The following is a 25,245-nucleotide window of genomic DNA, read 5'->3' on the forward strand; positions in this document are numbered from 1 at the left end:
ACCACTTGCTATCAATACAAGTGAATTGTTTTTTTTACCCGTATTGTTACAAATGCTGCCCGTAATATAATTGATTACAGCAGTTGCGGCAACAATCAAAATACCATAGTCTAGTTTTTGTATGGGATGAGGATGAACCAGGTTATTGATGGCTTCATACACAATGATGAGGCCTGCCACAGATATCAGTGTACCTTCAATGGCAGCGGAAAGGAATTCTGCTTTACCATGACCGTACGGGGGATCGGTATCTTTTGGCTTGGCACTTACATACAAACTATAAATACCGATAAGCCCTGCAACCACATTCACAGTGCTTTCCAAAGCATCCGTTAAAATAGCCACCGAGCCAGTAAGATACCAGGCAACTATTTTCATGATGAAAAGAACAGCACCAATAAACGTTATTATTTTTTGAAGCCGCAGGTTTTGCTGTGCTGTTTGCAAGAAAATTTTTTTAGGCCGTAAAGATAATCCTATCCGCTTTGTACAGCTATCTTTTAAAAAAAATCCTTTCCGGCATCAGGTGATAAGGGGGTTAACTGCATAAAATGTTTGTGCAATCCTTACCTTTGCCAGCATTAACAAAATAGCAGGTTGCAACCTGTAACATAATAAAAGTACCTCAAAGGTATACAGCACAAGAGGGCGATGCAACGGTGATCCTTATTGCCTTGCAGCCCGGACAAAACTTTTTTTAATATGGAACTGAGTAAGAACTTTATACCGGGAGAAGCAGATGCAAAATGGTATGCCCACTGGATGGAGAAAGGATATTTTAACAGCACACCGGATGAACGGGAACCTTACACCATTGTAATGCCCCCCCCGAATGTTACGGGCGTGTTGCACATGGGGCATTGCCTTAACAATACAATACAGGATATTTTAATCCGCCGTGCAAGGATGCAGGGGAAGAATGCCTGCTGGGTGCCGGGAACCGATCATGCATCCATTGCGACTGAAGCAAAAGTGGTAGGCATGTTAAGAGAAAGAGGCATTGCGAAATCTTCTTTAAGCAGGGACGAATTTTTAGCCTATGCCTGGGAATGGAAAGAAAAATATGGCGGTATTATTTTGCAGCAGTTAAAAAAGCTGGGGTGTAGTTTAGACTGGAACCGGACCAGCTTTACCATGGATGAAGATTATTATAATTCGGTAATAAAAATATTTGTAGCGCTGCACAACAAGGGCAGTATTTACCGCGGCAAAAGAATGATTAACTGGGATGTAAAAGCCAAGACAGCCCTGAGTGATGAAGAAGTGATAAGGAAAGAAACACATCAGCAATTGTATTACCTGCGCTACCAGCTGGTAAACGAAAATGGTTCGCCGCTAAGCCCAGACGTTGTGGAAGGTAGTGGTATTATTGTAGCTACCGTACGCCCCGAAACCATCATGGGCGATAGCGCCATTTGTGTACATCCTGATGATGAACGCTACAAATACCTGCATGGGAAATTTGCACTGGTGCCATTGATTAACCGCCGCATCCCCATTATTACCGATGAATATGTTACCATGGACTTTGGTACCGGCGCATTAAAGGTTACACCTGCACACGACTTGAATGATAACCTGCTGGGACAAAAACACCAACTGGAAATAATTGATATTTTAAATGAAGATGGAACCCTGAATGAAGCCGCACAAATTTATGTAGGCGAAGAAAGATTTGCTGCCCGTAAAAAAATAGTGGCCGAACTGGAAGTAAAAGGTTACCTGGTAAAAACTGAAAATTATACCAGTGAAGTTGGCTACAGCGAAAGAACAGACACAGTGGTGGAACCAAGGCTGAGCCTGCAATGGTGGGTTAGTATGCAAGACATCAGCACGCCTGCATTAAGGGCTGTGATGGAAGAAGAAATAAAATTTTATCCGCCGAAGTTTAAAAATACCTATCGCCACTGGATGGAAAATATTAAAGACTGGTGCATTAGCCGGCAGCTTTGGTGGGGCCACCGCATACCTGCCTGGTATGATACGGATGGCAATTATGTGGTAGCAGTTAATAAAGAAGAAGCTGATATTTTATTTAAACAAAAATACGGCCAGCTGCCAGCTGACAACGTACAACTTTTTCAGGATGAGGATTGCCTGGATACCTGGTTCAGCAGCTGGCTATGGCCCTTTGAAGTTTTTAAGGGATACAGTGATCCCGGCAATACCGATATTAAATATTATTATCCTACCAACACGCTGGTAACAGCCCCGGAAATTATTTTTTTCTGGGTGGCAAGAATGATCATGGCGGGTTTTGAATACATGGGCGATCAGCCATTTAAGGATGTATATTTTACCGGAATTGTAAGAGATAAGCTCGGCAGAAAAATGAGTAAGAGCCTGGGCAATTCGCCCGACCTGCTGGGGTTGATTGAGCAATACGGTGCAGATGCAGTGCGGTTTGGTATTATGGTATCCTCCCCTGCCGGCAACGATTTAATGTTTGATGAAAGCACAATTGAACAGGGCCGCAACTTTAATAATAAATTGTGGAATGCATTGAAGCTGGTGAAGATGTGGGAAGGAAGAAGCAAAGTAGCAGATGACAGTATTGAGATGTTAGAGGTTAGTATCGAGATGAAAGGTTTGGAGGAGGACCCAACTGTCAACAATCAACTAACAACTAGCAATTTTGCTACAGAATGGTTTACAAACAGGTTGAACCAGGTAAAAGGAGAAGTAGAAATATTAATGCAGCAGTTCCGTTTAAGTGAAGCATTAAAAGCAATTTACTCCTTGATATGGGATGACTTTTGCAGCTGGTACCTGGAATGGGTGAAGCCAGGTTTTGAACAACCCATTGAAGTAGCAGTGTACCGTAAAACAGTAGCTTTTTTTGAAGAGTTGATGCAGCTGATTCATCCGTTTATGCCCTTTGTGTCGGAAGAGATTCATCATCTGTTACAGCAGCAGCAAACTGATCTCTGCATTACACAATATGAAAAAACACTATCACCCGACGCCATCATTTTGCAACAGGGGGAATTATTAAAACAGGTTATTTCCGCATTGAGGGATGCCCGAAACAAAAATCAGGTAAAGCCAAAAGAAACCATCCAACTGCATATTCAAACGGCAGATACCGTTGCATTTAAAGCCATTGAAAATATTATAAGCAAGCAGGTAAATGCTGCTGCTGTTTTTTATACCAGTGACACTGTTGCAAACTGTATCGTGGTGGCGGTTGAAAAAAATAAATTTTATTTAGAGAGTAACCAAAAATTAGACAATGTTACTTTAAAAACTGACCTGTTAAAAGACCTGGAACACCAGCAGCAATTTCTGCTTGGCGTTCAAAAAAAACTAAGCAACGAAAAGTTTGTGCAAAATGCAAGGCCGGAAGTATTGGCAATGGAACAAAAAAAGGCAGCAGACGCCAATGCCAGGATCAAAACAATTGAAGAAAGCATTGCCGGTTTAAATTAACAATTGCCACACTATTGTTTCCACAATTTCGTTTTATCTTTAAAGTTATGATAAAAAATTGCCGCAGTTATTTGGTTCTGTTTAGCATTGTACTGCTGTTAAGCAATATGGTTATTGCCCAGTCTTCTGCAAAACCTGCGGCACAGCCGATAGTAAAATATAAACCGCCGGTGGTGCAGTGCATGCTGGGCAATGCTTTCGGCAGTGAAGCGGCAGCCGGTGTTGAAGAAGCAAAAAATTTAATTTCATTGCCACTAAAAATTGCAGATAGTAAGAATGTAAACTACACCCTATCGTCTTATCATTTTGCCTATAAAAGAACGGGCATTACAGAAGATGAAGCTACTGGTAAAACATCTGCCGAAACCGATATGGTATCCCGCCAATTCAACGTTACGCCATTGCCTGCTCTATGGCAAACAAATATTTCAGAGTCTTTACACAAAGGAGAAACCCTTCATTTTTTCGACATCATCGTTTTGGATAAACAGGGACGGCGTTTTTTTGCACCCGAGCTAAAAATTAGTATTCAATAATTTTTCAGAAAATGAAGCAAATAGTTAAGCAGAAATAGGCTCTATTCCTTTAACCGTTCACTGGCTAATGCAATCTGGCCGGTGTCTGCACCAGTAAAAAATTCATTACCGCAATAACTTTTTCTCCCCTTTCTATTTTATTACTAAGTAATAAAACACCTTTGCTAATTTTCGTTTGTGTGCATCAATAAACCGGTTGAACACTCATTAATAAAAAACTACAAATATTTTTCTCCAATTATCCGTTATTCCTTTTTAAATATATTTGAACAGGCTGTTAAAAAAAAAGTATCTTGTACGGGGTACTGCAATTACGGTTTACTGTATTTTTAATTTCTTTACAGCTAGTATTCCTTAAAATTTATATTGGGTTAAGATTACAGAATTGCATAGAATAATTGGTTTGGCAAATAAATATATTATCCAAAGATTATGCAAAAAAAAATTATTCTATTATTCAGTATCTGCCTTTTTAGTTTTACAGTTTATGCGCAAAATAAGCTGATCGACAGCCTTGTTAACTGGACGGTTACTCACCCTGCCATTGATTCGCAACACATCCTTACGCTGCACCGCATCAGTTACCGGCTTTCAGAAACAGATACAAAAAAATCATTTGCTTATTATGAAAAAGTATCGGCGCTCAGCGATAGCCTCAATTTTACTTATGGCAAATCGCTTGCACAAATTAACCTGGGTATTTTACTGAGTGGCTCAGCAAATTATGATGCCAGCAACAGTGCCTATTTTAAAGCGATAGATTATGCAGAATCCTGCATTGCACTGCGTTTAAAGGCCGTGGCCTTAAATAATATTGGCGACAATTTAAAAGTGCTGCATGATTATGACAAGAGCAGAAAATATACACTGGAAGCTATAAAAATAAATTGCCAGCTAAAAGCCTGGCAGGGTGTTGCCATCAATTACGAACTGCTGGAGGAATGCGACCTGGAAGAAAAATTATATCCGGCTGCCAAAGAAGATTTGATAAAAGGAATGCCATTTGCGCTGTTATTCAATGACAACTATGTACTTTCTCAATTTCACCTGGGCTTTGGTAAATTACAGGCCATCAATGGTAACAATGATACTGCCATATTTTATTTCAACAAAGCGATGGACGAGGCAAGGGTACAAAACGATTTAAGAAATATTCAACAGGTTTTTTTGGCAAGGGCCCAATATTTAAAAAATATTCCGGCTGCAAAAAAAATTATCCTGCTGGATTCTGCATTAAACCTTGCTAAGCAAACAGGTTACCTGCATGGCATTGCGGAAGTAGCAGAGCAGTTAGCCAGCGTTTACGAACAAAAAAGAGACAATGGATCATCCAGATTTTTTTATGGTATTTACCGCAGAGCTTCCGATTCATTATTTTCTGAAAACAATAAACGCAATGTTATCATCAAAGAGTCCGAATGGATGATAAAAAGAAAAGAAATTGAGAACAGCCATTTAATAGCCTCCACCCAGTTACAGTATAAAGAGCTTACGTTGAAAAATATTTTATTAGTGGCCGTATTTATTTCTTTGATATTCGCAATAATTATCGCCGTTTTTATTTATAAAACCAGCGATGCAAAAAAGAAAAGAAGTGAAACATCTTTAAAACAAAAAATTGCCGAAGTTCAAATGCAGGTATTGCGGGCGCAGATGAATCCGCATTTTATTTTCAACAGTCTTACCAGCATCGAAAATTTTATGATGCAGAATGAAAAATGGCTGGCAAGTGACTATTTAAATAAATTTACCCGGTTAATACGCACCATATTACACAGCAGTTTTAATGAACTTATACCGGTAAAAAAAGATATGGAAGCCTTGCAATTGTATATTGATCTGCAGCAGTTGCGTTTTAATAATAAATTTTCTTATCATACATTTATTGATCCGCAAATATTAAGCGGCGATTATAAAGTACCCTCGCTGATTATACAGCCATTTGTAGAAAATGCCATTGAACATGGTATTGCACACAGCGAAAAAACAGCATGCAGGATATCGGTTTCGGCAACACTACAGGATGGCTGCCTGGTGTATGTTATTGAAGACAATGGTATTGGAAGAAAGCAGGCTGCTGTTTACAATAACCAAAATAAAGGTAACCACAAAAGTGTTGGTCTTACCATTACGCAGGAAAGAGTGCATATTTTTAACGGACCAGAAAAAAATGCGGCAGATATTGTTATTACCGACTTATATGGCCCTGATAATGAACCAGCAGGAACAAGCATTCGTGTAAAAATTAAACTATTGTAAAATGGAAAAAATTAAAGCCATTCTAATTGATGATGAATTAAACAGCCTGCAGAATCTGCAACAAAAGCTGGCGGAATTTTGCCCCAACATTCTCGTGGTTGCCAATGCACAAAAACCCGAAGATGCTATTTTGCTGATAAACCATCACAAACCAGACGTAATTTTTTTAGACATCGAAATGCCAAAAATGAATGGTTTTAGAATGCTGGAAGAATTAAAGGAGCTGGATTTTGAAATTATTTTTACCACTGCATATAATCATTATGCGGTGGAAGCCATCCGGGTTGCAGCGTTTGATTATTTATTAAAACCGATTGCCATCAAAGACCTGCAGCAGGCAGTACAACGCCTTAATAAAGTACTCAACCCGCAAACGCGGGAAAGAATGGATGTCCTGAAATCTTCCATCGGGGATAAAAAATCGCAGGAAGATAAAATAGCCATCTCCACAACCGAAGGACTTGAATTCATCCCTATAAAAAGCATCCTTCACATTGAATCCAACAGCAATTATAGTAAAATATATTTCAGGGATAACCGCACCTTAACCGTAACCAAATTATTAAAGGATTTTGAAGATATGCTTGTGCCGTACCATTTTTACCGGGTACACAATTCGCACCTCATCAATTTAAATTATATTCAAAAATACCTGCGCAGCAACGGCGGTCGTGTTATAATGCAGGACGGCACCGAAATAGAAGTAGCCAGAAGAAAGAAAGAAGAGTTTTTAAAGATGATAGCAGGCTGAAGCCAGTTATGAAATATTAGTTATGAAATATGAGTTATGAAATATCATTTATAAAATATGAGTTATAAAATATGAGCTATGAAATATGAGTTATGAATAATATAGAGCCAATAAACAGAGAGTACTATACCGGACAGATCAATTATTAATTATTAATTAATTCCCAATAACCCTTCGATCCGAAAAAACGCCCAACTAAACAAGTTCGTGCGTCTGCTTAATAATTCCCATCACAAACACGCTTTGCACTTTGCCCATATTTTCTATTTGGCTTAGCTTGTTTACATGAAAGTTGTAGTAGGCATTCATATCCTCGCAAACCACTTTCAGCATAAAATCAAACTCGCCGGAAATGCTGTAGCATTCAATTACTTCATTCAACACCTGCATGGTATCAATAAATTTTACGCCAGCCTTTTTACTGTGCTCTTTTAACGACACATAACAAATCACCATCAGCCCTTTTTTTACCTTGTTATGATCCAGCAATGTGGCGTATTGTTTTATTACACCGCTGGCTTCCATGCGCTTAATACGTTCGTGCACCGGCGTGGTACTCAGGTGCACCTGTTCGCTAATTTCCTTCACCGTAATGCGGGCATTTTTTTGCAGCAGGTGCAGTATCGCCAGGTCCTTGCCATCCAGCGTCTGTTCCTCAATAGTTGAATCTTCTTTTACGATTGCTTTCCTCATGGCTTATAATGGTTTTATTCTGTAAATATTAATTTTTAGCAGCATTTATCCTAAAGTTATGCAAACACATAGAATATTCTTCTGTATTAGTACATTTGTAATCTAAATAAAAATAATTATGTCAACCCTCACAAACAATTCACTCAACTTCAGCCTTAAAAATAAGGTTGCCGATATCAGCCTCGCAGAATGGGGTCGTAAAGAAATTCGCTTAGCCGAAGCAGAAATGCCCGGCCTGATGGCATTAAGAGCCGAATACGGACCAAGCCAGCCGCTAAAAGATGCCCGCATTGCCGGCTGTTTGCACATGACCATCCAGACCGCTGTTTTAATTGAAACATTGATTGCCCTTGGTGCCGAAGTAAAATGGAGCAGTTGCAATATATTCTCTACGCAAGACCAGGCTGCTGCTGCCATTGCAGCTGAGGGAATTGGTGTATTTGCCTGGAAGGGACAAACACAGGAAGAGAGTGACTGGTGTATTGAACAAACCCTTTTCTTTGGTGGTGCAGACCGTCCGCTGAACATGATCTTAGATGATGGAGGCGATTTAACCAATATGGTGCTGGATACCTATCCTGAACTGGTTGCCGGTATTAAAGGTTTATCAGAAGAAACCACCACTGGTGTTCACCGCCTGTACGAAAGAATGGAGAAAGGCACATTGCCAATGCCTGCCATCAATGTAAACGACTCTGTAACCAAATCTAAATTTGATAATAAGTATGGTTGTAAGGAAAGTTTAGTAGATGCTATCCGCCGAGCTACGGATGTTATGATGGCTGGAAAAGTAGCTGTTGTAGGAAGTTATGGAGATGTTGGTAAAGGTTCAGCCGCTTCATTAAAAGGCGCAGGTTGCCGCGTTATTGTTACCGAAATTGATCCTATCTGTGCGCTGCAGGCTGCGATGGATGGCTTTGAAGTAAAGCCAATGATTGATGCGGTAAAAGAAGCTGATATCATTGTAACGGCTTCGGGTTGCCGCGATCTGATTACTGAAAAACATTTCCGTGTGATGAAAGACAAAGCCATCGTTTGTAACATTGGCCACTTTGATATTGAAATTGATATGGCATGGTTAAACACCCACTACGGCAACACCAAAAATACCATCAAACCACAGGTAGATATGTATACCATTGAAGGTAAAGACATCATCGTTCTGGCAGAAGGCCGTTTGGTAAACCTCGGTTGTGCAACAGGTCATCCTTCTTTTGTAATGAGTGCTTCTTTCACTAATCAAACCCTTGCCCAGATTGAATTGTATTGCAATCCAGGTAAATACGAAAACAAGGTATATGTATTACCTAAAGTATTAGATGAAAAAGTTGCCCGTTTACACCTTGCAAAAATCGGTGTGGTGCTGGATGTTTTATCACCAGACCAAAGTGCTTATTTGGGCATCGCCAAAGAAGGACCATTTAAGGTAGATCATTACCGGTATTAATATATCTTTTTAAGATTAAAACAGAACCCACTTCTTTTAAGGAAGTGGGTTTTTTATTATTGTCCGGGCTGGAAAGCCATATGCAGCTTTATGGGCGTCGCACTCTTTTACGACATACCTGCGTTGAGCTTTTATTGATGCGTATAAAAATAAGTTGTTCACTTACTAGTGCATTGTACTAACAACAATTGAAAATGTATAACATCAGTGAATTGATTTTCAATACCAAAAATTTTAACTTACTTGCGTCTGATAATATAAATTTACGTGTTGCCTGTAATCCTGTCGAACAACCTGCAAACGCAGGCAGACAGACAAATCAAAATCACAATGACTAAATTATTTAAAGATTTTTTTGAAAGTGAAAAAGCAGGTGGACTAACTTTAATTGCCTGCACAGTTGTTTCATTAGTAATTGCCAACTCTGCTTTTGGTGAAGGATATCATCTTTTTTGGCAAACCCAATTTGCAGGACACAGTCTTGTACATTGGGTTAATGATGGACTAATGACGATTTTCTTTTTGTTAATTGGTTTAGAATTAGAAAGAGAAATCTATCAAGGAGAACTTTCAAATTTTAAAGACGCCTTATTACCAATTTTTGGGGCACTGGGTGGCATCATCGTTCCGGCAGGACTTTTTATGTTATTTAATTTTGGTACTCAAACACAATCGGGTGCAGGAATTCCAATGGCGACAGACATAGCTTTTGCATTAGGAATTTTATCTTTATTAGGAAACCGGGTACCAACTTCTTTGAAAGTTTTTTTAACAGCATTGGCCGTAATTGACGACTTAGGAGCAATTTTGATAATTGCAATATTTTATACTAAAACAATTCTTTGGATAAACCTTTTTATTGCGTTGGGAATTTTTGCATTCCTTCTAATTTTGAACCGGCTAAAAATTAGAAACTTAATACCCTATTTAATTGGTGGCGTGGCCATGTGGTATTTTATGCTTAACTCCGGAGTGCACGCCACAATTACAGGTGTGCTATTGGCTTTTACCATTCCGTTTAGCGATGGAGGCGAAAAATCGAGCTCTTATATTTTGCAACACTTTTTACATAAACCAGTTGCCTTTTTTATTCTGCCAGTATTTGCATTAGCAAATACAGCTATCATTTTAAGTGGCGACATCGGACAAACACTAACACAGAATTACAGCATAGGAATTGCACTTGGCCTTATTGTAGGCAAACCGTTGGGCATATTTTTGTTAACTTTCCTGGGCGTAACATTTGGATTTTGCAAACTGCCAGGCGACCTGAACTGGAAATCTATTTTGGGCGTAGGATTTTTGGGCGGAATAGGATTTACAATGTCGATTTTTATTACTCTTCTTGCTTTTGACAATGAAACTATCATCAATAATGCAAAATTTGTAATTTTAATTTCGTCATTGATTGCAGGGCTAATTGGATTTTTAAGTTTGAAACTAACACTAAAGCATGCAGCGGTTGACAATGATTGAAAGAAATGTAAGCAGCCCCAGGTAGCGTAAGTAAGGAAATTTTACGCCAAACGCTTCACAGAACCGTACCGGAACAACTCAATTCATATCGATATTAAAAATGTCTTGACCAACCGCTGTTCAAATCAAGATTTATTAAACTACAATTTAATAATCAATAAAAGTTCTAATTAATTCATTATTAATTCTTATTAAAATATTATAAATGTAATAACTAGTTAATTAACGCTGTAAAGTAAATAAAAAATAAAAGGATGCAATTTTTAACTACATCCTTTTTTTTTAATCTCAATAAACTCTATAACTTACTATTCTTCAATTGGTTCAACTGAATCAGTATTATCCAATTTTTCTTCAATAGTTGAATTTTTAATTTCATCTCCCGTATTAACAGCTTCATTTAAACCGCTATCAACGACTTCAGTTTCTTCTTCTTTTTCATCCAGTTTTGTTATAGCAGCTATTTCGTCTCCTTCATCTACCCGTATCAGCTTTACCCCTTGTGTTGCTCTTCCCTGCTCACTTACACTAGCTACACTCATACGGATCGTTACACCGCTTACACAGGTAATCATCAAATCTTCTTTTTCAGAAACATCCAATAAGCCAACCAATGAGCCGGTTTTTTCTGTTACACTAATTGTCTTAACGCCTTTGCCACCTCGGTTGGTAACCCGGTAGTTGGCTTCACCAGTTTCGGGATCGTTTAGATAAGTACGTTTACCATATCCTTTTTCACTCACTACCAATATTGTTCTGCTTTTATCGTCCCGGTTTACACAAACCATTCCTACTACGGCATCTTTTTCATCGGCTACTTCTATTCCGTAAACACCAATTCCACCCCTGCCTGTAGAACGAACTTTCTCTTCCGGAAAACGAATGGCCCGGCCACTTTTTACAGCCATCATAATTTCACAGTTACCATCCGTTAGTTTTGCTTCCAGCAATTGGTCACCTTCTAAAATATTAATGGCATTAATACCATTCTGACGTGGACGGCTAAAATCTTCCAGATCTGTTTTTTTGATAATGCCTTTTTTTGTACACAAAACAATGTAGTGACTATCCACATAATCTTTGTCATCAAAATTCTTTACATCAATAATTGCCCGAACAGTATCATCCGGAGGTATCTGTATCATGTTTTGCAAAGCCCTGCCTTTACTTGTTTTATCCCCCTCGGGTATTTTATAAACCGGCAGCCAGAAACATCTTCCTTTTTCTGTAAAAAATAACAGGGTATGATGGGTAGAAGCTACAAACAGGTGTACAATATAATCTTCCTGCCTGGTGCTGCTACCTTTTGCGCCACGGCCACCCCTGCGTTGAGAACGGTATTCATCTGAAGAAGTTCTTTTTATATACCCCAAATGAGAAATAGTAACTACCACATCTTCATCCTCAATTAAATCAAGCATGCCAATTTCGTCATCTGCATACGTGATTTCAGATTTACGGGCATCTCCAAATTTTGTTTTAACTTCTGTAAGTTCATCTATAATTATCTGGTAGCGTAAACCTTCATTACCAAGAATTTCTTCCAGTCGTCCAATTAATGTCATAATCTCCGCATGCTCTTCTCTAATTTTGTCTATCTCCATACCGGTTAAGCGCTGCAAACGCAATTCCAGTACGGCTTTGGCCTGTATTTCACTCATGCCAAAATTACTAACCAGGCCTGTCTGGGCTAAGTTGGGTGTAGACGATTCCCGGATGAGTTTTATTACAGCATCCAGGTTATCCAGCGCAATAATATAGCCTTCTAAAATGTGCGCTCGTTCCCTTGCCTTGCGCAGTTCGTATTGCGTTCTGCGAACCACCACCTCATGGCGAAACTCAATAAACTCAGCAATAAGGTCTTTTAAATTTAAAATTCTGGGGCGACCTTTTACAAGCGCTACATTATTAATTCCATAAGAAGTCTGTAGTTCGGTTAACTTAAATAACTGGTTAATAATTACCTGCGCAACAACATCTTTTTTAAGTTCTACCACAATACGGGTTCCCTCCTTGTTGTTACTTTCGTTGTTTACATCAGATATGCCTTCTATTGCCTTGTCGTTGATAAGGTCACCAATTTTTTGGGTAAGCATATCCCTGTTAACCTGGTAAGGCACCTGGGTGATGATGATTTTTTCCCTGCCTCTATTGTCAACTTCAATGGTTGTTTTACCACGCAACACTACCCTGCCGCGGCCTGTATGCAGCGCCTGCTTTACACCTTCAAAACCATAAATAATACCGCCGGTTGGAAAATCGGGCCCCTTTACAAAATGAATCAGTTCGTCAATGGTTATTTCCCGGTTGTTGATATAAGCAATACAACCATCCACTACCTCGCTTAAATTATGGGGCATCATGTTGGTGGCCATACCAACAGCAATACCACTGGCACCATTCACCAGTAAATGCGGAATGCGGGTAGGCAATACTGTTGGCTCTTTTAAACTATCATCAAAGTTTGGTTGATAATCTACCGTGTCCTTTTCAATATCTTCCAGCATTGCTTCGGCAAACTTTTCAAACCTAACCTCTGTATAACGCATGGCCGCCGGAGGATCGCCATCCTGGCTGCCAAAATTTCCCTGTCCGTCAATCAACGTATACCGTAAACTCCAGTCCTGCGCCATACGCACCATGGTATCGTAAATAGAGGCATCTCCATGGGGATGAAACTTACCCATCACTTCACCCACAATACGGGCACTTTTTTTATAAGCTTTGTTACTGGTATTTCCCAGCTCGCTCATGCCAAATAAAACGCGGCGATGAACTGGTTTCAAACCATCCCGTACATCCGGCAATGCACGTCCTACAATTACACTCATAGAGTAATCAATGTAGTTGGTTTTCATTTGCTCCTCAATATTTACAGGAATAATTCTTCCCCTGTTGCTGGAGGCACCTCCATCGTTTATTGGCAGGTCGTTTTTGCCTGAATTGTCGTTATTTTCCATATATTTTTATAGGCTGCGAATGTACTGATTTTAGGCCGTTTTACCATGGTACAGGCAGCCCTGTTGTCACATACTTTTCAACATTTTTTATTGCTGTGTGGACAATCATCTTCTATAAGTTTTGTCAGTTTAAATATGGCTGTTATTCTTTTCAAAAAAGAAGAAAAAGCAGGTGACTTTATTAATTACTCTTTTGCCTTTAATTATTTCTCCTGTTTCAAATCGTTTACCTTGCAAAAAAAACTTTGTTTTGAAAACAATCCTGCTACTGGGTGCCGGAAAATCTGCCACCGTTTTAATCAATTATTTACTGAAAGAAACTGCCGAAAATAAATGGAAATTTATTATTGCCGATGCCAATAAAGAACAGATTCTTTTAAAAACAAATAATTCACGTTTTGCTGAAGCGGTGCAATTGGATATTACCAACGACCGTAAAAGGGAAAAAATAATTCAAAGGGCACACGTGGTTATTTCCATGATGCCCCCTGCCCTTCATTTTTTAGTTGCCAAAGATTGTGTTGAATACAGAAAACACCTGCTTACCGCATCTTATCTGGATACCAATATAAAAAGCCTGAGGGATGAAATAGCGCAAAGGAAATTATTATTTTTATGCGAAGCTGGACTGGACCCCGGCATTGACCACATGAGCGCCATGAAGATTATTGATGCGATAAAAACAAAGGGAGGTACAGTAACCTCTTTTAAAAGCCATTGTGGTGGTCTGGTTGCGCCGGAAAGCGATAACAATCCCTGGCACTATAAAATTAGCTGGAACCCACGAAATGTAGTATTGGCAGGTAATGCCGGAGCTAAATACAAACTAAACAATACAATACAGCATAAAAGTTATGAGGAACTGTTTAAAAATTGTTCGTGTGTACATATTGATGGCATTGGTAAATTAGCTGTTTATCCAAATAGGGATTCTTTAAGCTATATACCGTTGTACAAATTGAATAACGTGGAAACATTTATCCGGACTACCATCCGGTATCCTTCTTTTTGCGAAGGTTGGAGCGCCATTGTAAAGGCTGATCTTGGCAATGCAACAATTGAAATAAATACAGATAAATTAAGTTTTGTAAAATGGTCGGCAGCAATTATCCCATTTATAAATGATGACAACCAGACTATGTTACAATGGCTGGGGTTGTTTGAAGAAACAATGGTACCGGTTGCAGCAAAAACTTCTGCAGATATTTTTCAATTTTTGCTGGAAACAAAATTGGCCATGCAACCAACAGATAAAGATATGATTGTGATGTTGCATGAAATTGACTATACACTTGCAGGTAAAACAACAAAAATTGAAAGCAGTTTAATTGTAAAAGGAGAAGACAGTCTGCAAACAGCAATGGCGAAAACGGTTGGCCTCCCGCTGGGTATTGCGGCTAAATTAATTTTAAACGGGCAGCTTAAACTTACCGGTTTACATATTCCAATCATAAAAGAAATATACGATCCTATATTAAAGGAGCTGGAAATAAATGGCATCAAATTTACCGAAAAGGAGATTTAAAAAAATATTGCTCTTTGCCGTACCACTTTTTTAAATTTATCGTATAAAACTTTGTTATCGATGTAAAAATCACTTTAAGTTTTGATGAATCAGTATCAACAAAGCCAAGCGGTATGCTGATGAAAACAATATTAGTCTTTCCCGCCTTACCGAATTTTTACTAAATAAAGTTCCCAGTAAAAATTACCAGTCCTTGGAAGATTTTCCTATTTCTGATTGGGTAAGCATGGTTGGTGAAGGGCAGGCCGAATATCAAACGAAAGCCCGTAAAAATAAAGATATCAAAAAAGAGTACGTTAAATCTAAAAAATGAGGATATCTTTATATGCCAATATTTTAGTATCTGTACTTAATAAAGAATATCCGCTTTTTTCTTACTCTCCCCGGATTATAAGTTTAGCTGACAATAAAAAATTTACGGTTTACACCTCTCCCATTTGTTTGGTCATTGCTTTTTATTTTACAGAAAAAAAATCTGGTACGCAACTGGCAAAAAAAAGATTGAAATACTTGTTAGTAAATTATCCATAACAGATATTGGTAAAAAAGAAGTGCTGCATTCATTACAAAATAAAAAAGTAAATGATTTTGAAGACGGCCTTGAATATTATGCGGCGGAAAGTAGTAACTGCAATGTGATCATTACTGAAGACATCAATGATTTTTATTTTTCCTCAATACCTGTTTTTAATTCTATATCCTTTTTAGAAAAGCACTTGATTTAAGGAATTAAATATTTGCTCAACGCTTTTACTCCTTCAGTTGCAGGCATTTTCAATAATGTAAGATTACTATAATTATTTACTGCAGGATTTTTTTTATCAATAATAAATTTTGGTAAAAACGGTGCTGCATATTGTAATAAAGAAGCTGCCGGGTATACCTGCAGCGAAGTTCCCACCACCACGAAATAGTCTGCATCCTGCACTATTTTTACGGCCTTTTCCATCATCGGTACTTCTTCTTCAAACCATACAATGTAGGGCCGCAACTGTGTTCCGTCAACAGCTTTATCGCCTATTTTTATATCGCCCATTATTTCGTACATAGTTTGCACATCCGCTACACTTCTCATCTTAAATATTTCACCGTGTAAATGCACCACTTTGGATGAACCGCCTCTTTCATGCAAATCGTCAATGTTTTGGGTAATGATGGTTACATCAAAATCCTTTTCCAGCGACGCAAGTCCGGTATGTGCTGCATTGGGTTTTGCTGCTGCCACTTCCATCCTTCTTTCGTTATAAAAATCCAGTACCAGTTGCGGATTTTTTTGCCAGCCACCAGGTGTTGCTACTTCATGCACATCATAACCATTCCATAAACCATCACTATCCCTGAAAGTTTTTAGCCCGCTTTCAGCGCTAACGCCGGCTCCTGATAAAACAACAATATGCTTTTTTTTCATACAATAAATTTACGGATTTCAGGCAATGATTTTGGAAGGTTTTAATTTTCTCCAGAAAACTTAATCAGCAACTAACAGTTGTAGATTATCCACAGGAATTTTTTCTTGTTCGTTTTTCTTTTCTTTTTTATTTGAGTTTTGCGGAGGATTCGTCTTTTTTAATTCCGGCAACGGCCTGCCTAAAACCTCCCAATTTTATTTAAAATTTCTGTTAAAGAAAGCAGCTATAGAAAAAAATGGAAGAATTAAACAAACTTGTTTCCATATCAATGAGTGTAGTTTTATTAGATGTCCATTGATTCAAATTACATAAAACATGTAAACAACTATAAAGTTAATTATTTAGGGGCTTGAGTAATTTTACCATTTTCTTTAACATTTTATAATAAACCAGCGCAACAAAATCTTATCTTACTGTTATGAAAAAATATTCAATTGTACTGGTTTTTGTTTTTTTACTTTTATCGGGAACCACTGTATTTGCACAAAATAAACAAACAGGTGTAAAAAAAGAATTGGATGCTCAAAGCGGGCAAACTGATAAGTTGCTGGGCAAAAAGATACAGCAAAAGACGCTTTCTGACGGTCGCTACGAAAAACTGGATACTATCAGTTCCGTAAATTGCAAAGCGCAAAAAAAGGCCCTGCATAAAAAGAAAAAGCATTATGCACCGGAATAAAAAAAGAGGCCAGAAGCCTCTTTTTTTATAATCAGTTTCTACCGTGTTTAAGTACAAACATTCCCGTAAACTTATTTTCATACAATTTGCTATTCAATGGCTGGTACAGCTTCTGCGCAGATAAAGCAAGCTTGTAATTTTCATCATAGGCTGCAGATTGCGACCGGAATGACCCTGTATTTATATAATTTAACGCCGCCGCAAACGACGGTTCGTTTACATCTCCCCAATTTCGGTTTACACCATCAGGTGTTAGTTTATCCGGTGCAAATCCGTTATAATATTCAGCACTACCTGCACTGTTAACAGTTTTGAACGAAATGGGATAAATAGCATAATTAAAGATAGAAATAGGAAAAAAACCAACCGGTTTACCATAAGTTGTATCACCTATCAGTTTAACGTCCATATATGGCCGGAGATTATTAATCAATAGTTCACTGGCGGAGGCGGTCTCTCCGGTAACAATAAAAAAGACCCTGCTTAAAGCGTTAACACCTCCGGCTTTTTGATAACTTACTGTGTTATCGGAGGGTAAAAATGAAACATTGCTAAAGCCCGGTTTTGTCTTTAATAATGGAAATTTACCAGCAGTTAATGAATCATTAAAATTATAAGTGTACATGGTTTTGCCATCTGCTGATGCAGGCGCCACCAAATTTGCAAAAGCATTTTGAGTAGATACGGATCCTCCATGATTGTACCGAAGGTCAACTACAAGTTCATTAATACCTTTAGCAGCAAAATCGTTAAAAGCAGTTGTTAATTCAGTGACAGAACCGGCACCAAAAAACTGATTAAATACAATGTAACCGATTTTTTTAGCACCATTTGTAATGACATCTGTATATAAAACAGAATTGGCTGTAAAGTTTCCCTTTGCAAGATTAATGTCAACCGTGCTGCCGTCAGATTTTGTAAAAGTGAAACTAGCGGAAGTGCCGGCACCAAAAAAGACGTCATTTAAAACTGTTACGCTGGCGTTATCGTAACCGATGTGTGAATTATTTATCTTGCTGATATACCATCCCCTTTGAACGCCCGCAATACCTGATGGAGCATTTTTGTAAACATACTGAACATACCAATGAACAGAATCTACCGGGGATGATTTGTGCAGGGCAGCTGCCTTTATAAAAAAACCATAGTCTTGATCGTTACCTGTTTGTATGGCGTCCGAACCAGCCTGGGTAGTTACAAAACTGTAATGGTGTTTTTTATCCTGTGGCTGTAAAGCCCTGATTGCAGCCATTTCATTCTGGGCAGCAATAAGATCGGTACTGCCCGTAAATTGCCTTGGATTAAAGGCGGTATAAGATGGTATTACTTCATGCCAGAGATATTCCTCTTTGGTATACAAATACAGCGAATCCAATAATAAATCTTTCATGGAAGCAACAACTAATGTGTCGTTTCCGGCAGGAGGACCAGCAGGTTCCGCCGGGTTATTTTTTTTACATGATAACCCCACTATTAAGGCTATTGAGAAAACAAGCAGGTACTGATAACTTTTCATAATTATTAATTTTAATCAATATAAAGATACGGGTAATTTCAAAAAAAAGATCCTGACCATTGTTCCAGTGCTAACCAGAATCGTGTTTAAGAATACTTCTTTCAAACATAAATGAAGGATTTTAGGCGTATACATCAGTTCCATGTATTTAGTGGAAACTAAGTTAACAGACAATTAATAATGTTATTCTATTGTTATTAATTTAAAAAGATTGTTTGAGAGAATTAATATTCAAAATATATGGGTGATTTTTTTAACCTGCTGACTATGAATGTTTTTCTCCTGCCAGTTCCATTACTACCTTCCACTCATCAGCAGTAACAGGTTGTACAGATAACCTGCCAAGCCTTACCAAGGCCATATTTTCCAATCGTTTATCAGCCTTTACCTTCACCAGCGTTACTGTTTTATTTAGTTTTCTAACTGGTTTTAAATCCACCACTACCCAGGCTTCTTCAACTGTCGTGGGGTCCTGATAATATTCTTTGGCAACTTTTGCTATGCCCACAATTTCCACTCCTTCATTACTGTGGTAAAATAAAACCTCGTCGCCTTTTTTCATCGCCTTCAAATTATTACGGGCTGCATAATTGCGAACTCCATCCCAAAAAGTTTTTTTGTCTTTTACAAACTGCTCCCAGCTATATTTAAAAGGTTCTGACTTTACTAACCAATATGGCATGATACTATTTTAAAAATTGTGAAATAAACTCCCCGTTTGCAAACATAATCATCCTCATTTATTAATTTAAGAAATAAAAAATATTTACAAACCAGTCTAATTTAAATCCACGCACTATCTTCTGTCGTACCTGTAACAGATTGAATATAAAATTCAATTCTTTTTTCACAACAAAATTAAATTCGTTATGCCAACAAAAAATTCATCCGAAAGAGACCTTATGGAAGTGGCAGAAGGTGACATTAAAAATTTATCCAGAAGAAAATTTTTAGGATATATTGGAGGTGCTTCTGCGTTGCTTATGACAGCCGCTGCCTGTAAAAAAACTGATACCCCTTCCAACAACACCGGAGTTAATCTGGGTTCAGGAGATGTAGGTATTTTAAACTATGCTTATACGCTGGAACAGATTGAAGCTGCTTTCTACACGAAGGTTTTTGAATCTCCTTATGCAGGTATTACTGCTTCAGAAAGTGCGTTATTAGGTGATATCCGGGATCATGAAGTTGCACACAGAGAGTTCTTTAAAGCTGCATTGGCTGCCGGTGCTATCATTTCTTTGGACTTAGATTTTTCTTCTATTAATTTTAGCAGCAGGGATAGTGTTTTAGGCACTGCCAAAGCATTTGAAGACCTTGGTATCTCTGCGTATAATGGTGCAGGTAAACTATTAAAAAGCGCTGACTATTTGTTATTGGCAGGAAAAATTGTTTCGGTAGAAGGAAGACATGCCGCCTACATCAGAGATCTTATTATGCCAGGATCTTTTGCAGATGGACTGGACGCCAACGCACTTGACATGAGTCGTTCGCCCAGCCAGGTTTTTGCGATCGCAGGCACTTATGTAAAAACAAAATTAAACTACAGCAATTTACCAACCTCTTAAATTTATTGTATGAAAATAGAAAATATAATTAACGAAATTGAAAGCGTTGATCCGGAAATATATCAAAGACTTGATGGAAGAAGAAGCGCAATGAAAAGTTTTGCAAAATTTTCAGGCAAGGTAGCAATTGCTGCATTACCAATCGCCTTTGGAAGCATGTTGAATAAAGCTTACGGCAGTCCTTCCAGCCCGAAAGATGCTATTACTGACGTGCTCAATTTTGCTTTAACGCTGGAATACCTTGAGTCAGAATTTTATAAAGCAGGGTACGCTGCTGCAATGGGTGGTACTTTAGCTATACCAGCAGGTGCGCCGTTGATGGCAATTCAAAAAATTCGCGATCATGAAATAGCACACGTTAACTTTTTAAAAACGGCTATCACCTCGCTGGGTGGAACACCAGTTGCTTTTACTGCAGCATCTTTTGATTTTACCGCTAAAGGAAACTTTACAAGTGTATTTACTGACTATGCTTTGTTTTTAGCAGTTGCACAAACTTTTGAAGATACTGGTGTAAGAGCATACAAAGGACAGGCAGGTAATTTAATTGGTAACCATGATGTACTTACTGCTGCTTTAAACATTCATTCTGTTGAAGCAAGACATGCCGCCCACATACGCCAGATGCGTAGCGCAAATGGTGGACTTATACCCGCCGGAGTAACTGTTAAACCGTGGATTACATTAAACCAAAGTGGTATTGGCAGCAGTGCTGTACAAGCAAGTTATAATGGAGAAGAAGCCATTGCCCAGGCAGGTGTAAATATTGTAAATATTGGTGGCTTTATGATATCCGCCAATGCTGCTTCGGAAGCTTTTGATGAACCGTTAACCAAAGACCAGGTGGTAGCAATTGTTACCCCATTCTTTGCATAAATATAATAAAAGAATGGCTGTAGCAGTACAGCTGTTCTTTTTAAATAATTGCAAATTTTTTAAATTTTTCCGCTTAAAAATTAGCGCATTGACTTTCGGTGTCAATTAACTATTTTACACTCACAAAATTATTATTATGTTAGTAACAAACTCACTTTTAGCTATTTTTTTAGCAATGCCAGGTGGCACAGAATGGATTTTTATTTTATTGGCCGTAGTGCTCTTATTTGGGGGAAAGAAAATACCTGAATTAATGAAAGGTATCGGCAAGGGTGTACGTGATTTTAATGATGCAAAGGAGACAGTAAAAAATGAAATGGAGGGAGGTATGAAATCAACACCAGCAACAGAAAAGATTAATTCAGAAAATATTTCAAAATAGCTGGTTGAGGGACCAATTTTAAATTGTGGAGACTGATTGCAGTTAAAATTTAGTGCAGTAACCTAATTACAAGGTCGTGGCTAATTCCAACCACAAGCCAGTACATCTGCAATATGCATTGTTTTAAGGGGCAGGTTCTTTCCTTTAATGTAACCATCCATATGCATAAGGCAACTAAGGTCGGTCGAGATAATAAGACTTGCGCCTGTAGACAGCGCATTCGTCACTTTTTGATCGGCCATACCAATAGAAATTCCTTCAAATTTTACAGCGAAAGTTCCTCCAAAGCCACAACAGGTTTCAATATCATTCATTTCTATGAGTTCTAAGCCTTTTACATTGCTTAATAATTTACGGGGACTTTCTTTTATTTTACATTCTCTCAATGCTGCACAACTATCGTGATACGTGGCTTTAGCGTTCAGCGAAGCTCCTATATTATCCATCCGTAATACATCGATTAAAAATTCTGAAAATTCAAAAATTCGTTTACCGGTATTTTCAACCTGGCTTAGTATGGCGGGATCATCAAATAGTTTTGAGAAATAGTTTTTTACAAATCCAACACAGCTTGCACTAGGTGCAACAATATAATCAGCCGTATCAAAGTCTTTTAAAAATTTATAACAAACAGATTTGGCTTCGTCCCAAAAGCCGGCATTAAAAGCAGGTTGGCCACAGCAGGTTTGATTGGTATTATAAGTTACTTCGCAACCTGCCTTCCGCAAAACCTTTATCATGTTAAAAGCTGTTTGCGGATAAAGCTGGTCAACAAAACAAGGTATAAATAGCTGAACTTTCATGCTGTTATCCCAGGATGGGAAAATGAATTTTATCCCGGATAAAAAAGTATACAGGAGTTTTAAATTAAAAGAAGCTGGAAATTTTTACTTAGAAAAAACTATGTTTCAACGCAATCATTTTTAATGCAGTCACTGCGGCCTCTTCACCCTTATGGCCGTGAATGCCGCCGGTTCTGTCGTCTACTTGTTGTTGATTATCGGTAGTTAGCACACCAAAGATAGTAGGCACAGGTAAACATAAATTTACCTGCAAAATTCCTTCGGTTATTCCTTTGCAAACATAATCAAAATGTGGAGTTCCACCACGGATTACACAACCCAGGGCAATAAACGCAAATGGTTTATCATCTTTATATTTATGCGCATCCCAATAACTTTTTATACAAAATGGAATTTCAAACGCACCCGGTACCGTAACAATTTTAAAGGGTACTTTATTGTGCTGCAATACTTTTACGCAACCAGCTTCTAATTTATCAATAGAAGCCGCGTTCCATTCGGTGCGAACAATTACTACACAGGCACCCTTTGGTAGTTGGATGCCTGCTGTGGAATATAAATTTTCTGTTGAAATTGCCATGGTATTTATTTAGTAACACCCAATCTTGCCAGGTATTTATCCACCGGAAAATCTATCCGGTTATCCCTTAAAAAAGAAGGTGTAATCTCATCTTTAATTTGTTGGTAAAAGTCAATTGCTTCTTTGGTTTTACCGGTAGTTTCGCAAAATAAAGCTACTCTTGATAATGATAAAAAACGGGTTGATTCATCTTTAACATCTGCAACATCTACTGCCTTTTTATAATAACTGAATGCTTCATCATTTTGTTTTAATTCGGAGTAAGCATCACCTAACATACGGTAACAGGCACTTTGCGGCTGCTTGCTGCTGGTAGAGAATTCTTTTAAATGTTTAATGGCATTATTAAAATCTTTGTTGTGCAGGTAGCAGGCACCGGCAATAAAATGCGCCCTTTTACCAGCTAATGTATTGCCATAATTACCCGCTACTTTTAAAACTCCGGTAATACCATTACCCCCGTTTAAAACAATGCCGATAGAATCTTTATTGAATCCCTGTTGGGTCATTTTATCAAACAACTGCTCTGCCGGAAAAATCTGTTCTGTAGATTTTTCTTCGTTGGGAATCATCACTAAATTTTTATATCCGAGCCATCCGCCTGCAACTATAATGATTGCGGTACCAGCATACATAATTATTTTACTGAATTTTGCCCAAAAGCCCTTTGCTTTTTCAACTATGTCATTCGTTTCCACATCGGTAACTGTAACTTGATTCTCTGCCATTGTTTGTATTTGTTTTAAGGCCGGTAGGTATTATAAGATATTGGAAAAAACTACCAGCTACGAGTAATTCCAGCGGTTAAATTATTAATCGGTTATAAAAGGATAATCCTCCTGAATGTAAACATCTTTCAACAACTCATCATCATTTGGCCAGGGACTTTCCTCTGCAAATTGTACACTCTCTTCCACCTGAGTTTTCACTCTGTTGGTTATTACTTCAATTTCTTCTTCGCTTAATTTATATTGTTCTTTCAGCACTTTTAACACATGTTCAACAGGATCTCTTTCTTTGTATTCTTCTACCTCATCTTTGGTGCGGTATTTCTGAGGATCACTCATACTATGCCCTTTATAACGGTAAGTTTTAATTTCTAGTAAAGTGGGGCCACCTTTTTCCCTTGCACGGTTTACGGCTCTTAACACTGCATTGTGTACATCTTCCGGGCTCATGCCATCAACGCTATCTCCAGGCATATCATACGCATCGGCTAATTTATAAAGATCCAGTACATTACTGGTACGAGCCACCGAAGTACCCATGGCATAGTTATTATTTTCCACAATAAATACCACCGGTAATTTCCAAAGCATGGCTATGTTAAAGGTTTCATGCAACATTCCCTGGCGGGCAGCACCATCTCCAAAAAAACAAAGTGCTACATTATCTGTGCCCCGGTATTTTTCTGCAAATGCCAACCCGGCTCCCGTTCCTATCTGTGCACCTACAATACCGTGACCACCAAAAAAACCAACATCCACACCAAAAATATGCATACTTCCTCCCTTTCCTTTGCTGCAACCAGTGGCTTTTCCATACAATTCAGCCATGGTAGATTTTGGGGTTACACCCTTGGCAATTGCCAATGCATGACAACGGTAGGCGGTAATAAATTTATCATCAGCATTCGTAGCAGTCATACATCCCGCTGCAATAGCTTCCTGTCCGATATACAGATGGCAGAAGCCGCGAATTTTTTGCATTCCATACAATTGACCTACTTTTTCTTCAAAGCGGCGCAATAAAAGCATTAGTTCGTACCAATACAGGTAGGTTTCTTTAGAAAACTTTGTTGCCAATGGGTTTTAATTTTAGGCTGCAAAGATAAGGGAGAAATTAATAAATTAAACAAGCTAAAAAGAGGCTGTGCCGGATGGGACTTTAACACGTAAAAGCGCTTTAAAGTCATCGGTTTGCTGACATATAATCAGGTTAACATTTAAAATATGATAGCAGTATTTAAAAAGAGATAGAATAAAAATACTGAATCAACATTATACCGCTGACGCTGATTTTTAAAATTTATTTGTTATTAGTATCGGGAGAAAAACTTTCGCTTTTGATATATCTTGCAGCTTTATGTTCAGGCTTTCAAAAATAACAATCACTCAGTTTAAGAATTATGATTTTGATTCTTTCAGTTTTACTGAAAGAATCATTGGCATTTGCGGTTTAAATGGCCGCGGAAAAACCAACCTACTGGATGCAATTTATTATCTGTGTTTTACAAAAAGTTATTTTACAAAAACGGATGGTTTTAATATTCGCTTTAATGCCGATGGGTTCAGGTTGGAAGGAACAGCCCCGGCTCAACCTGTCCTTGCGCCAACTGGCAAAGACGAAAATACAA

24 protein-coding genes are annotated in these 25,245 nt (G+C 38.2%); 14 read left to right on the plus strand and 10 right to left on the minus strand.

Annotated elements, in window-relative coordinates; all coding sequences use genetic code 11:
• Positions 1-447 (minus strand): cation diffusion facilitator family transporter (locus H7254_RS18755; protein WP_301934431.1); only part of this gene is annotated, 447 nt, incomplete at its 3' end.
• A gap of 255 nt (positions 448-702) precedes the next feature.
• Here H7254_RS18755 and H7254_RS18760 point away from each other — a divergent pair.
• The 4 genes from H7254_RS18760 to H7254_RS18775 all read left to right on the plus strand — a co-directional run bounded on the left by H7254_RS18760 (position 703) and on the right by H7254_RS18775 (position 6,975).
• Complete coding sequence (locus tag H7254_RS18760; protein ID WP_301934432.1) at positions 703-3,429, plus strand: valine--tRNA ligase; 2,727 nt, start codon at positions 703-705, stop codon at positions 3,427-3,429.
• 47 nt (positions 3,430-3,476) lie between these two features.
• A complete protein-coding gene (locus H7254_RS18765) occupies positions 3,477-3,965 on the plus strand; it encodes a hypothetical protein (protein WP_301934433.1) in 489 nt (162 codons plus the stop codon).
• Positions 3,966-4,397: 432 nt separating this feature from the next.
• Complete coding sequence (locus tag H7254_RS18770; RefSeq protein WP_301934434.1) at positions 4,398-6,224, plus strand: histidine kinase; 1,827 nt, start codon at positions 4,398-4,400, stop codon at positions 6,222-6,224.
• Position 6,225: 1 nt separating this feature from the next.
• Positions 6,226-6,975: a LytTR family DNA-binding domain-containing protein gene (locus tag H7254_RS18775; protein ID WP_301934435.1), complete on the plus strand. Its 750-nt coding sequence runs from the start codon at positions 6,226-6,228 to the stop codon at positions 6,973-6,975.
• 195 nt (positions 6,976-7,170) lie between these two features.
• Here the strand turns inward: H7254_RS18775 and H7254_RS18780 are convergent, their stop codons facing one another.
• Complete coding sequence (locus H7254_RS18780) at positions 7,171-7,668, minus strand: Lrp/AsnC family transcriptional regulator (RefSeq protein WP_301934436.1); 498 nt, start codon at positions 7,666-7,668, stop codon at positions 7,171-7,173.
• A gap of 118 nt (positions 7,669-7,786) precedes the next feature.
• Here H7254_RS18780 and ahcY point away from each other — a divergent pair, with 118 nt between their 5' ends.
• Positions 7,787-9,115, plus strand: a complete 1,329-nt coding sequence (ahcY, locus tag H7254_RS18785) for an adenosylhomocysteinase (RefSeq protein ID WP_301934437.1) — start codon at positions 7,787-7,789, stop codon at positions 9,113-9,115.
• A 330-nt stretch (positions 9,116-9,445) separates the two neighbouring features.
• Positions 9,446-10,591, plus strand: coding sequence for a Na+/H+ antiporter NhaA (nhaA, locus tag H7254_RS18790; protein ID WP_301934438.1), 1,146 nt, complete (start codon positions 9,446-9,448; stop codon positions 10,589-10,591).
• Positions 10,592-10,899: 308 nt separating this feature from the next.
• Here nhaA and gyrA read toward each other — a convergent pair whose 3' ends face one another.
• Positions 10,900-13,551 carry a DNA gyrase subunit A gene (gyrA, locus tag H7254_RS18795; RefSeq protein WP_301934439.1) on the minus strand — a complete coding sequence of 884 codons (2,652 nt, stop codon included), beginning with the start codon at positions 13,549-13,551 and terminating at the stop codon, positions 10,900-10,902.
• A 250-nt stretch (positions 13,552-13,801) separates the two neighbouring features.
• On the opposite strand from gyrA, the gene H7254_RS18800 reads away from it, so the two are divergent.
• The 3 genes from H7254_RS18800 to H7254_RS18805 all read left to right on the plus strand — a co-directional run bounded on the left by H7254_RS18800 (position 13,802) and on the right by H7254_RS18805 (position 15,607).
• Complete coding sequence (locus H7254_RS18800; protein ID WP_301934440.1) at positions 13,802-15,076, plus strand: saccharopine dehydrogenase C-terminal domain-containing protein; 1,275 nt, start codon at positions 13,802-13,804, stop codon at positions 15,074-15,076.
• 94 nt (positions 15,077-15,170) lie between these two features.
• Positions 15,171-15,389: a DUF6364 family protein gene (locus tag H7254_RS21565; protein WP_367875458.1), complete on the plus strand. Its 219-nt coding sequence runs from the start codon at positions 15,171-15,173 to the stop codon at positions 15,387-15,389.
• Positions 15,386-15,607 (plus strand): hypothetical protein, encoded by a 222-nt coding sequence (locus H7254_RS18805; RefSeq protein WP_301934441.1) that lies wholly within the window; start codon positions 15,386-15,388, stop codon positions 15,605-15,607. The genes H7254_RS21565 and H7254_RS18805 overlap by 4 nt, the downstream gene beginning before the upstream one ends.
• A 190-nt stretch (positions 15,608-15,797) precedes the next feature.
• Here the strand turns inward: H7254_RS18805 and H7254_RS18810 are convergent, their stop codons facing one another.
• On the minus strand, positions 15,798-16,484 hold the full coding sequence (locus H7254_RS18810; protein WP_301934442.1) for a Sir2 family NAD-dependent protein deacetylase: 687 nt from the start codon (positions 16,482-16,484) through the stop codon (positions 15,798-15,800).
• 419 nt (positions 16,485-16,903) lie between these two features.
• Between H7254_RS18810 and H7254_RS18815 the strand changes: the two genes are divergently transcribed.
• Complete coding sequence (locus H7254_RS18815; RefSeq protein ID WP_301934443.1) at positions 16,904-17,164, plus strand: hypothetical protein; 261 nt, start codon at positions 16,904-16,906, stop codon at positions 17,162-17,164.
• Between the two features lie 31 nt (positions 17,165-17,195).
• On the opposite strand, the gene H7254_RS18820 is transcribed toward H7254_RS18815, so the two are convergent.
• Together H7254_RS18820 and H7254_RS18825 are read right to left on the minus strand one after the other, a co-directional pair.
• The gene (locus H7254_RS18820) at positions 17,196-18,680 is read right to left on the minus strand and encodes a S41 family peptidase (protein ID WP_301934444.1); all 1,485 of its coding nucleotides are present in this window, start codon (positions 18,678-18,680) and stop codon (positions 17,196-17,198) included.
• A 265-nt stretch (positions 18,681-18,945) separates the two neighbouring features.
• Positions 18,946-19,362 (minus strand): EVE domain-containing protein, encoded by a 417-nt coding sequence (locus H7254_RS18825; RefSeq protein WP_301934445.1) that lies wholly within the window; start codon positions 19,360-19,362, stop codon positions 18,946-18,948.
• Between the two features lie 187 nt (positions 19,363-19,549).
• On the opposite strand from H7254_RS18825, the gene H7254_RS18830 reads away from it, so the two are divergent.
• The 3 genes from H7254_RS18830 to H7254_RS18840 all read left to right on the plus strand — a co-directional run bounded on the left by H7254_RS18830 (position 19,550) and on the right by H7254_RS18840 (position 21,506).
• Positions 19,550-20,248 carry a ferritin-like domain-containing protein gene (locus H7254_RS18830; RefSeq protein ID WP_301934446.1) on the plus strand — a complete coding sequence of 233 codons (699 nt, stop codon included), beginning with the start codon at positions 19,550-19,552 and terminating at the stop codon, positions 20,246-20,248.
• A gap of 9 nt (positions 20,249-20,257) precedes the next feature.
• On the plus strand, positions 20,258-21,124 hold the full coding sequence (locus H7254_RS18835) for a ferritin-like domain-containing protein (RefSeq protein WP_301934447.1): 867 nt from the start codon (positions 20,258-20,260) through the stop codon (positions 21,122-21,124).
• Between the two features lie 136 nt (positions 21,125-21,260).
• Positions 21,261-21,506 carry a twin-arginine translocase TatA/TatE family subunit gene (locus H7254_RS18840; protein WP_301922036.1) on the plus strand — a complete coding sequence of 82 codons (246 nt, stop codon included), beginning with the start codon at positions 21,261-21,263 and terminating at the stop codon, positions 21,504-21,506.
• A gap of 80 nt (positions 21,507-21,586) precedes the next feature.
• On the opposite strand, the gene H7254_RS18845 is transcribed toward H7254_RS18840, so the two are convergent.
• From H7254_RS18845 to pdhA, 4 genes are all read right to left on the minus strand, one after another.
• Positions 21,587-22,309, minus strand: a complete 723-nt coding sequence (locus tag H7254_RS18845) for a (Fe-S)-binding protein (protein ID WP_301934448.1) — start codon at positions 22,307-22,309, stop codon at positions 21,587-21,589.
• 88 nt (positions 22,310-22,397) lie between these two features.
• Complete coding sequence (ribH, locus tag H7254_RS18850) at positions 22,398-22,889, minus strand: 6,7-dimethyl-8-ribityllumazine synthase (protein WP_301934449.1); 492 nt, start codon at positions 22,887-22,889, stop codon at positions 22,398-22,400.
• Positions 22,890-22,894: 5 nt separating this feature from the next.
• Positions 22,895-23,617: a lipopolysaccharide assembly protein LapB gene (locus tag H7254_RS18855; protein WP_301934450.1), complete on the minus strand. Its 723-nt coding sequence runs from the start codon at positions 23,615-23,617 to the stop codon at positions 22,895-22,897.
• Positions 23,618-23,701: 84 nt separating this feature from the next.
• Entirely contained in the window at positions 23,702-24,694 is a 993-nt protein-coding gene (gene pdhA, locus H7254_RS18860) for a pyruvate dehydrogenase (acetyl-transferring) E1 component subunit alpha (RefSeq protein ID WP_301922032.1), read from the minus strand.
• A 280-nt stretch (positions 24,695-24,974) separates the two neighbouring features.
• Between pdhA and H7254_RS18865 the strand changes: the two genes are divergently transcribed.
• The coding region (locus H7254_RS18865) for an AAA family ATPase (RefSeq protein WP_301934451.1) at positions 24,975-25,245 on the plus strand (271 nt) is incomplete at its 3' end.

Origin of the sequence: Ferruginibacter sp. (assembly GCF_014377975.1) — a bacterium.
Lineage (GTDB): Bacteria > Bacteroidota > Bacteroidia > Chitinophagales > Chitinophagaceae > Ferruginibacter.

Bases quoted from the DNA above. Each gene is read 5' to 3' on its own strand.
- H7254_RS18775 (WP_301934435.1), top strand. From the start codon at position 6,226: ATGGAAAAAATTAAAGCCATTCTAATTGATGATGAATTAAACAGCCTG.
- H7254_RS18760 (WP_301934432.1), top strand. From the start codon at position 703: ATGGAACTGAGTAAGAACTTTATACCGGGAGAAGCAGATGCAAAATGG.
- H7254_RS18770 (WP_301934434.1), top strand. From the start codon at position 4,398: ATGCAAAAAAAAATTATTCTATTATTCAGTATCTGCCTTTTTAGTTTT.
- H7254_RS18855 (WP_301934450.1), bottom strand. From the start codon at position 23,617: ATGGCAGAGAATCAAGTTACAGTTACCGATGTGGAAACGAATGACATA.
- H7254_RS18845 (WP_301934448.1), bottom strand. From the start codon at position 22,309: ATGAAAGTTCAGCTATTTATACCTTGTTTTGTTGACCAGCTTTATCCG.
- H7254_RS18780 (WP_301934436.1), bottom strand. From the start codon at position 7,668: ATGAGGAAAGCAATCGTAAAAGAAGATTCAACTATTGAGGAACAGACG.
- H7254_RS18820 (WP_301934444.1), bottom strand. From the start codon at position 18,680: ATGAAAAGTTATCAGTACCTGCTTGTTTTCTCAATAGCCTTAATAGTG.
- gyrA (WP_301934439.1), bottom strand. From the start codon at position 13,551: ATGGAAAATAACGACAATTCAGGCAAAAACGACCTGCCAATAAACGAT.
- H7254_RS18840 (WP_301922036.1), top strand. From the start codon at position 21,261: ATGTTAGTAACAAACTCACTTTTAGCTATTTTTTTAGCAATGCCAGGT.
- ahcY (WP_301934437.1), top strand. From the start codon at position 7,787: ATGTCAACCCTCACAAACAATTCACTCAACTTCAGCCTTAAAAATAAG.
- H7254_RS18830 (WP_301934446.1), top strand. From the start codon at position 19,550: ATGCCAACAAAAAATTCATCCGAAAGAGACCTTATGGAAGTGGCAGAA.
- H7254_RS18835 (WP_301934447.1), top strand. From the start codon at position 20,258: ATGAAAATAGAAAATATAATTAACGAAATTGAAAGCGTTGATCCGGAA.
- H7254_RS18810 (WP_301934442.1), bottom strand. From the start codon at position 16,484: ATGAAAAAAAAGCATATTGTTGTTTTATCAGGAGCCGGCGTTAGCGCT.
- H7254_RS18765 (WP_301934433.1), top strand. From the start codon at position 3,477: ATGATAAAAAATTGCCGCAGTTATTTGGTTCTGTTTAGCATTGTACTG.
- H7254_RS18825 (WP_301934445.1), bottom strand. From the start codon at position 19,362: ATGCCATATTGGTTAGTAAAGTCAGAACCTTTTAAATATAGCTGGGAG.
- nhaA (WP_301934438.1), top strand. From the start codon at position 9,446: ATGACTAAATTATTTAAAGATTTTTTTGAAAGTGAAAAAGCAGGTGGA.
- ribH (WP_301934449.1), bottom strand. From the start codon at position 22,889: ATGGCAATTTCAACAGAAAATTTATATTCCACAGCAGGCATCCAACTA.
- H7254_RS18815 (WP_301934443.1), top strand. From the start codon at position 16,904: ATGAAAAAATATTCAATTGTACTGGTTTTTGTTTTTTTACTTTTATCG.
- H7254_RS18805 (WP_301934441.1), top strand. From the start codon at position 15,386: ATGAGGATATCTTTATATGCCAATATTTTAGTATCTGTACTTAATAAA.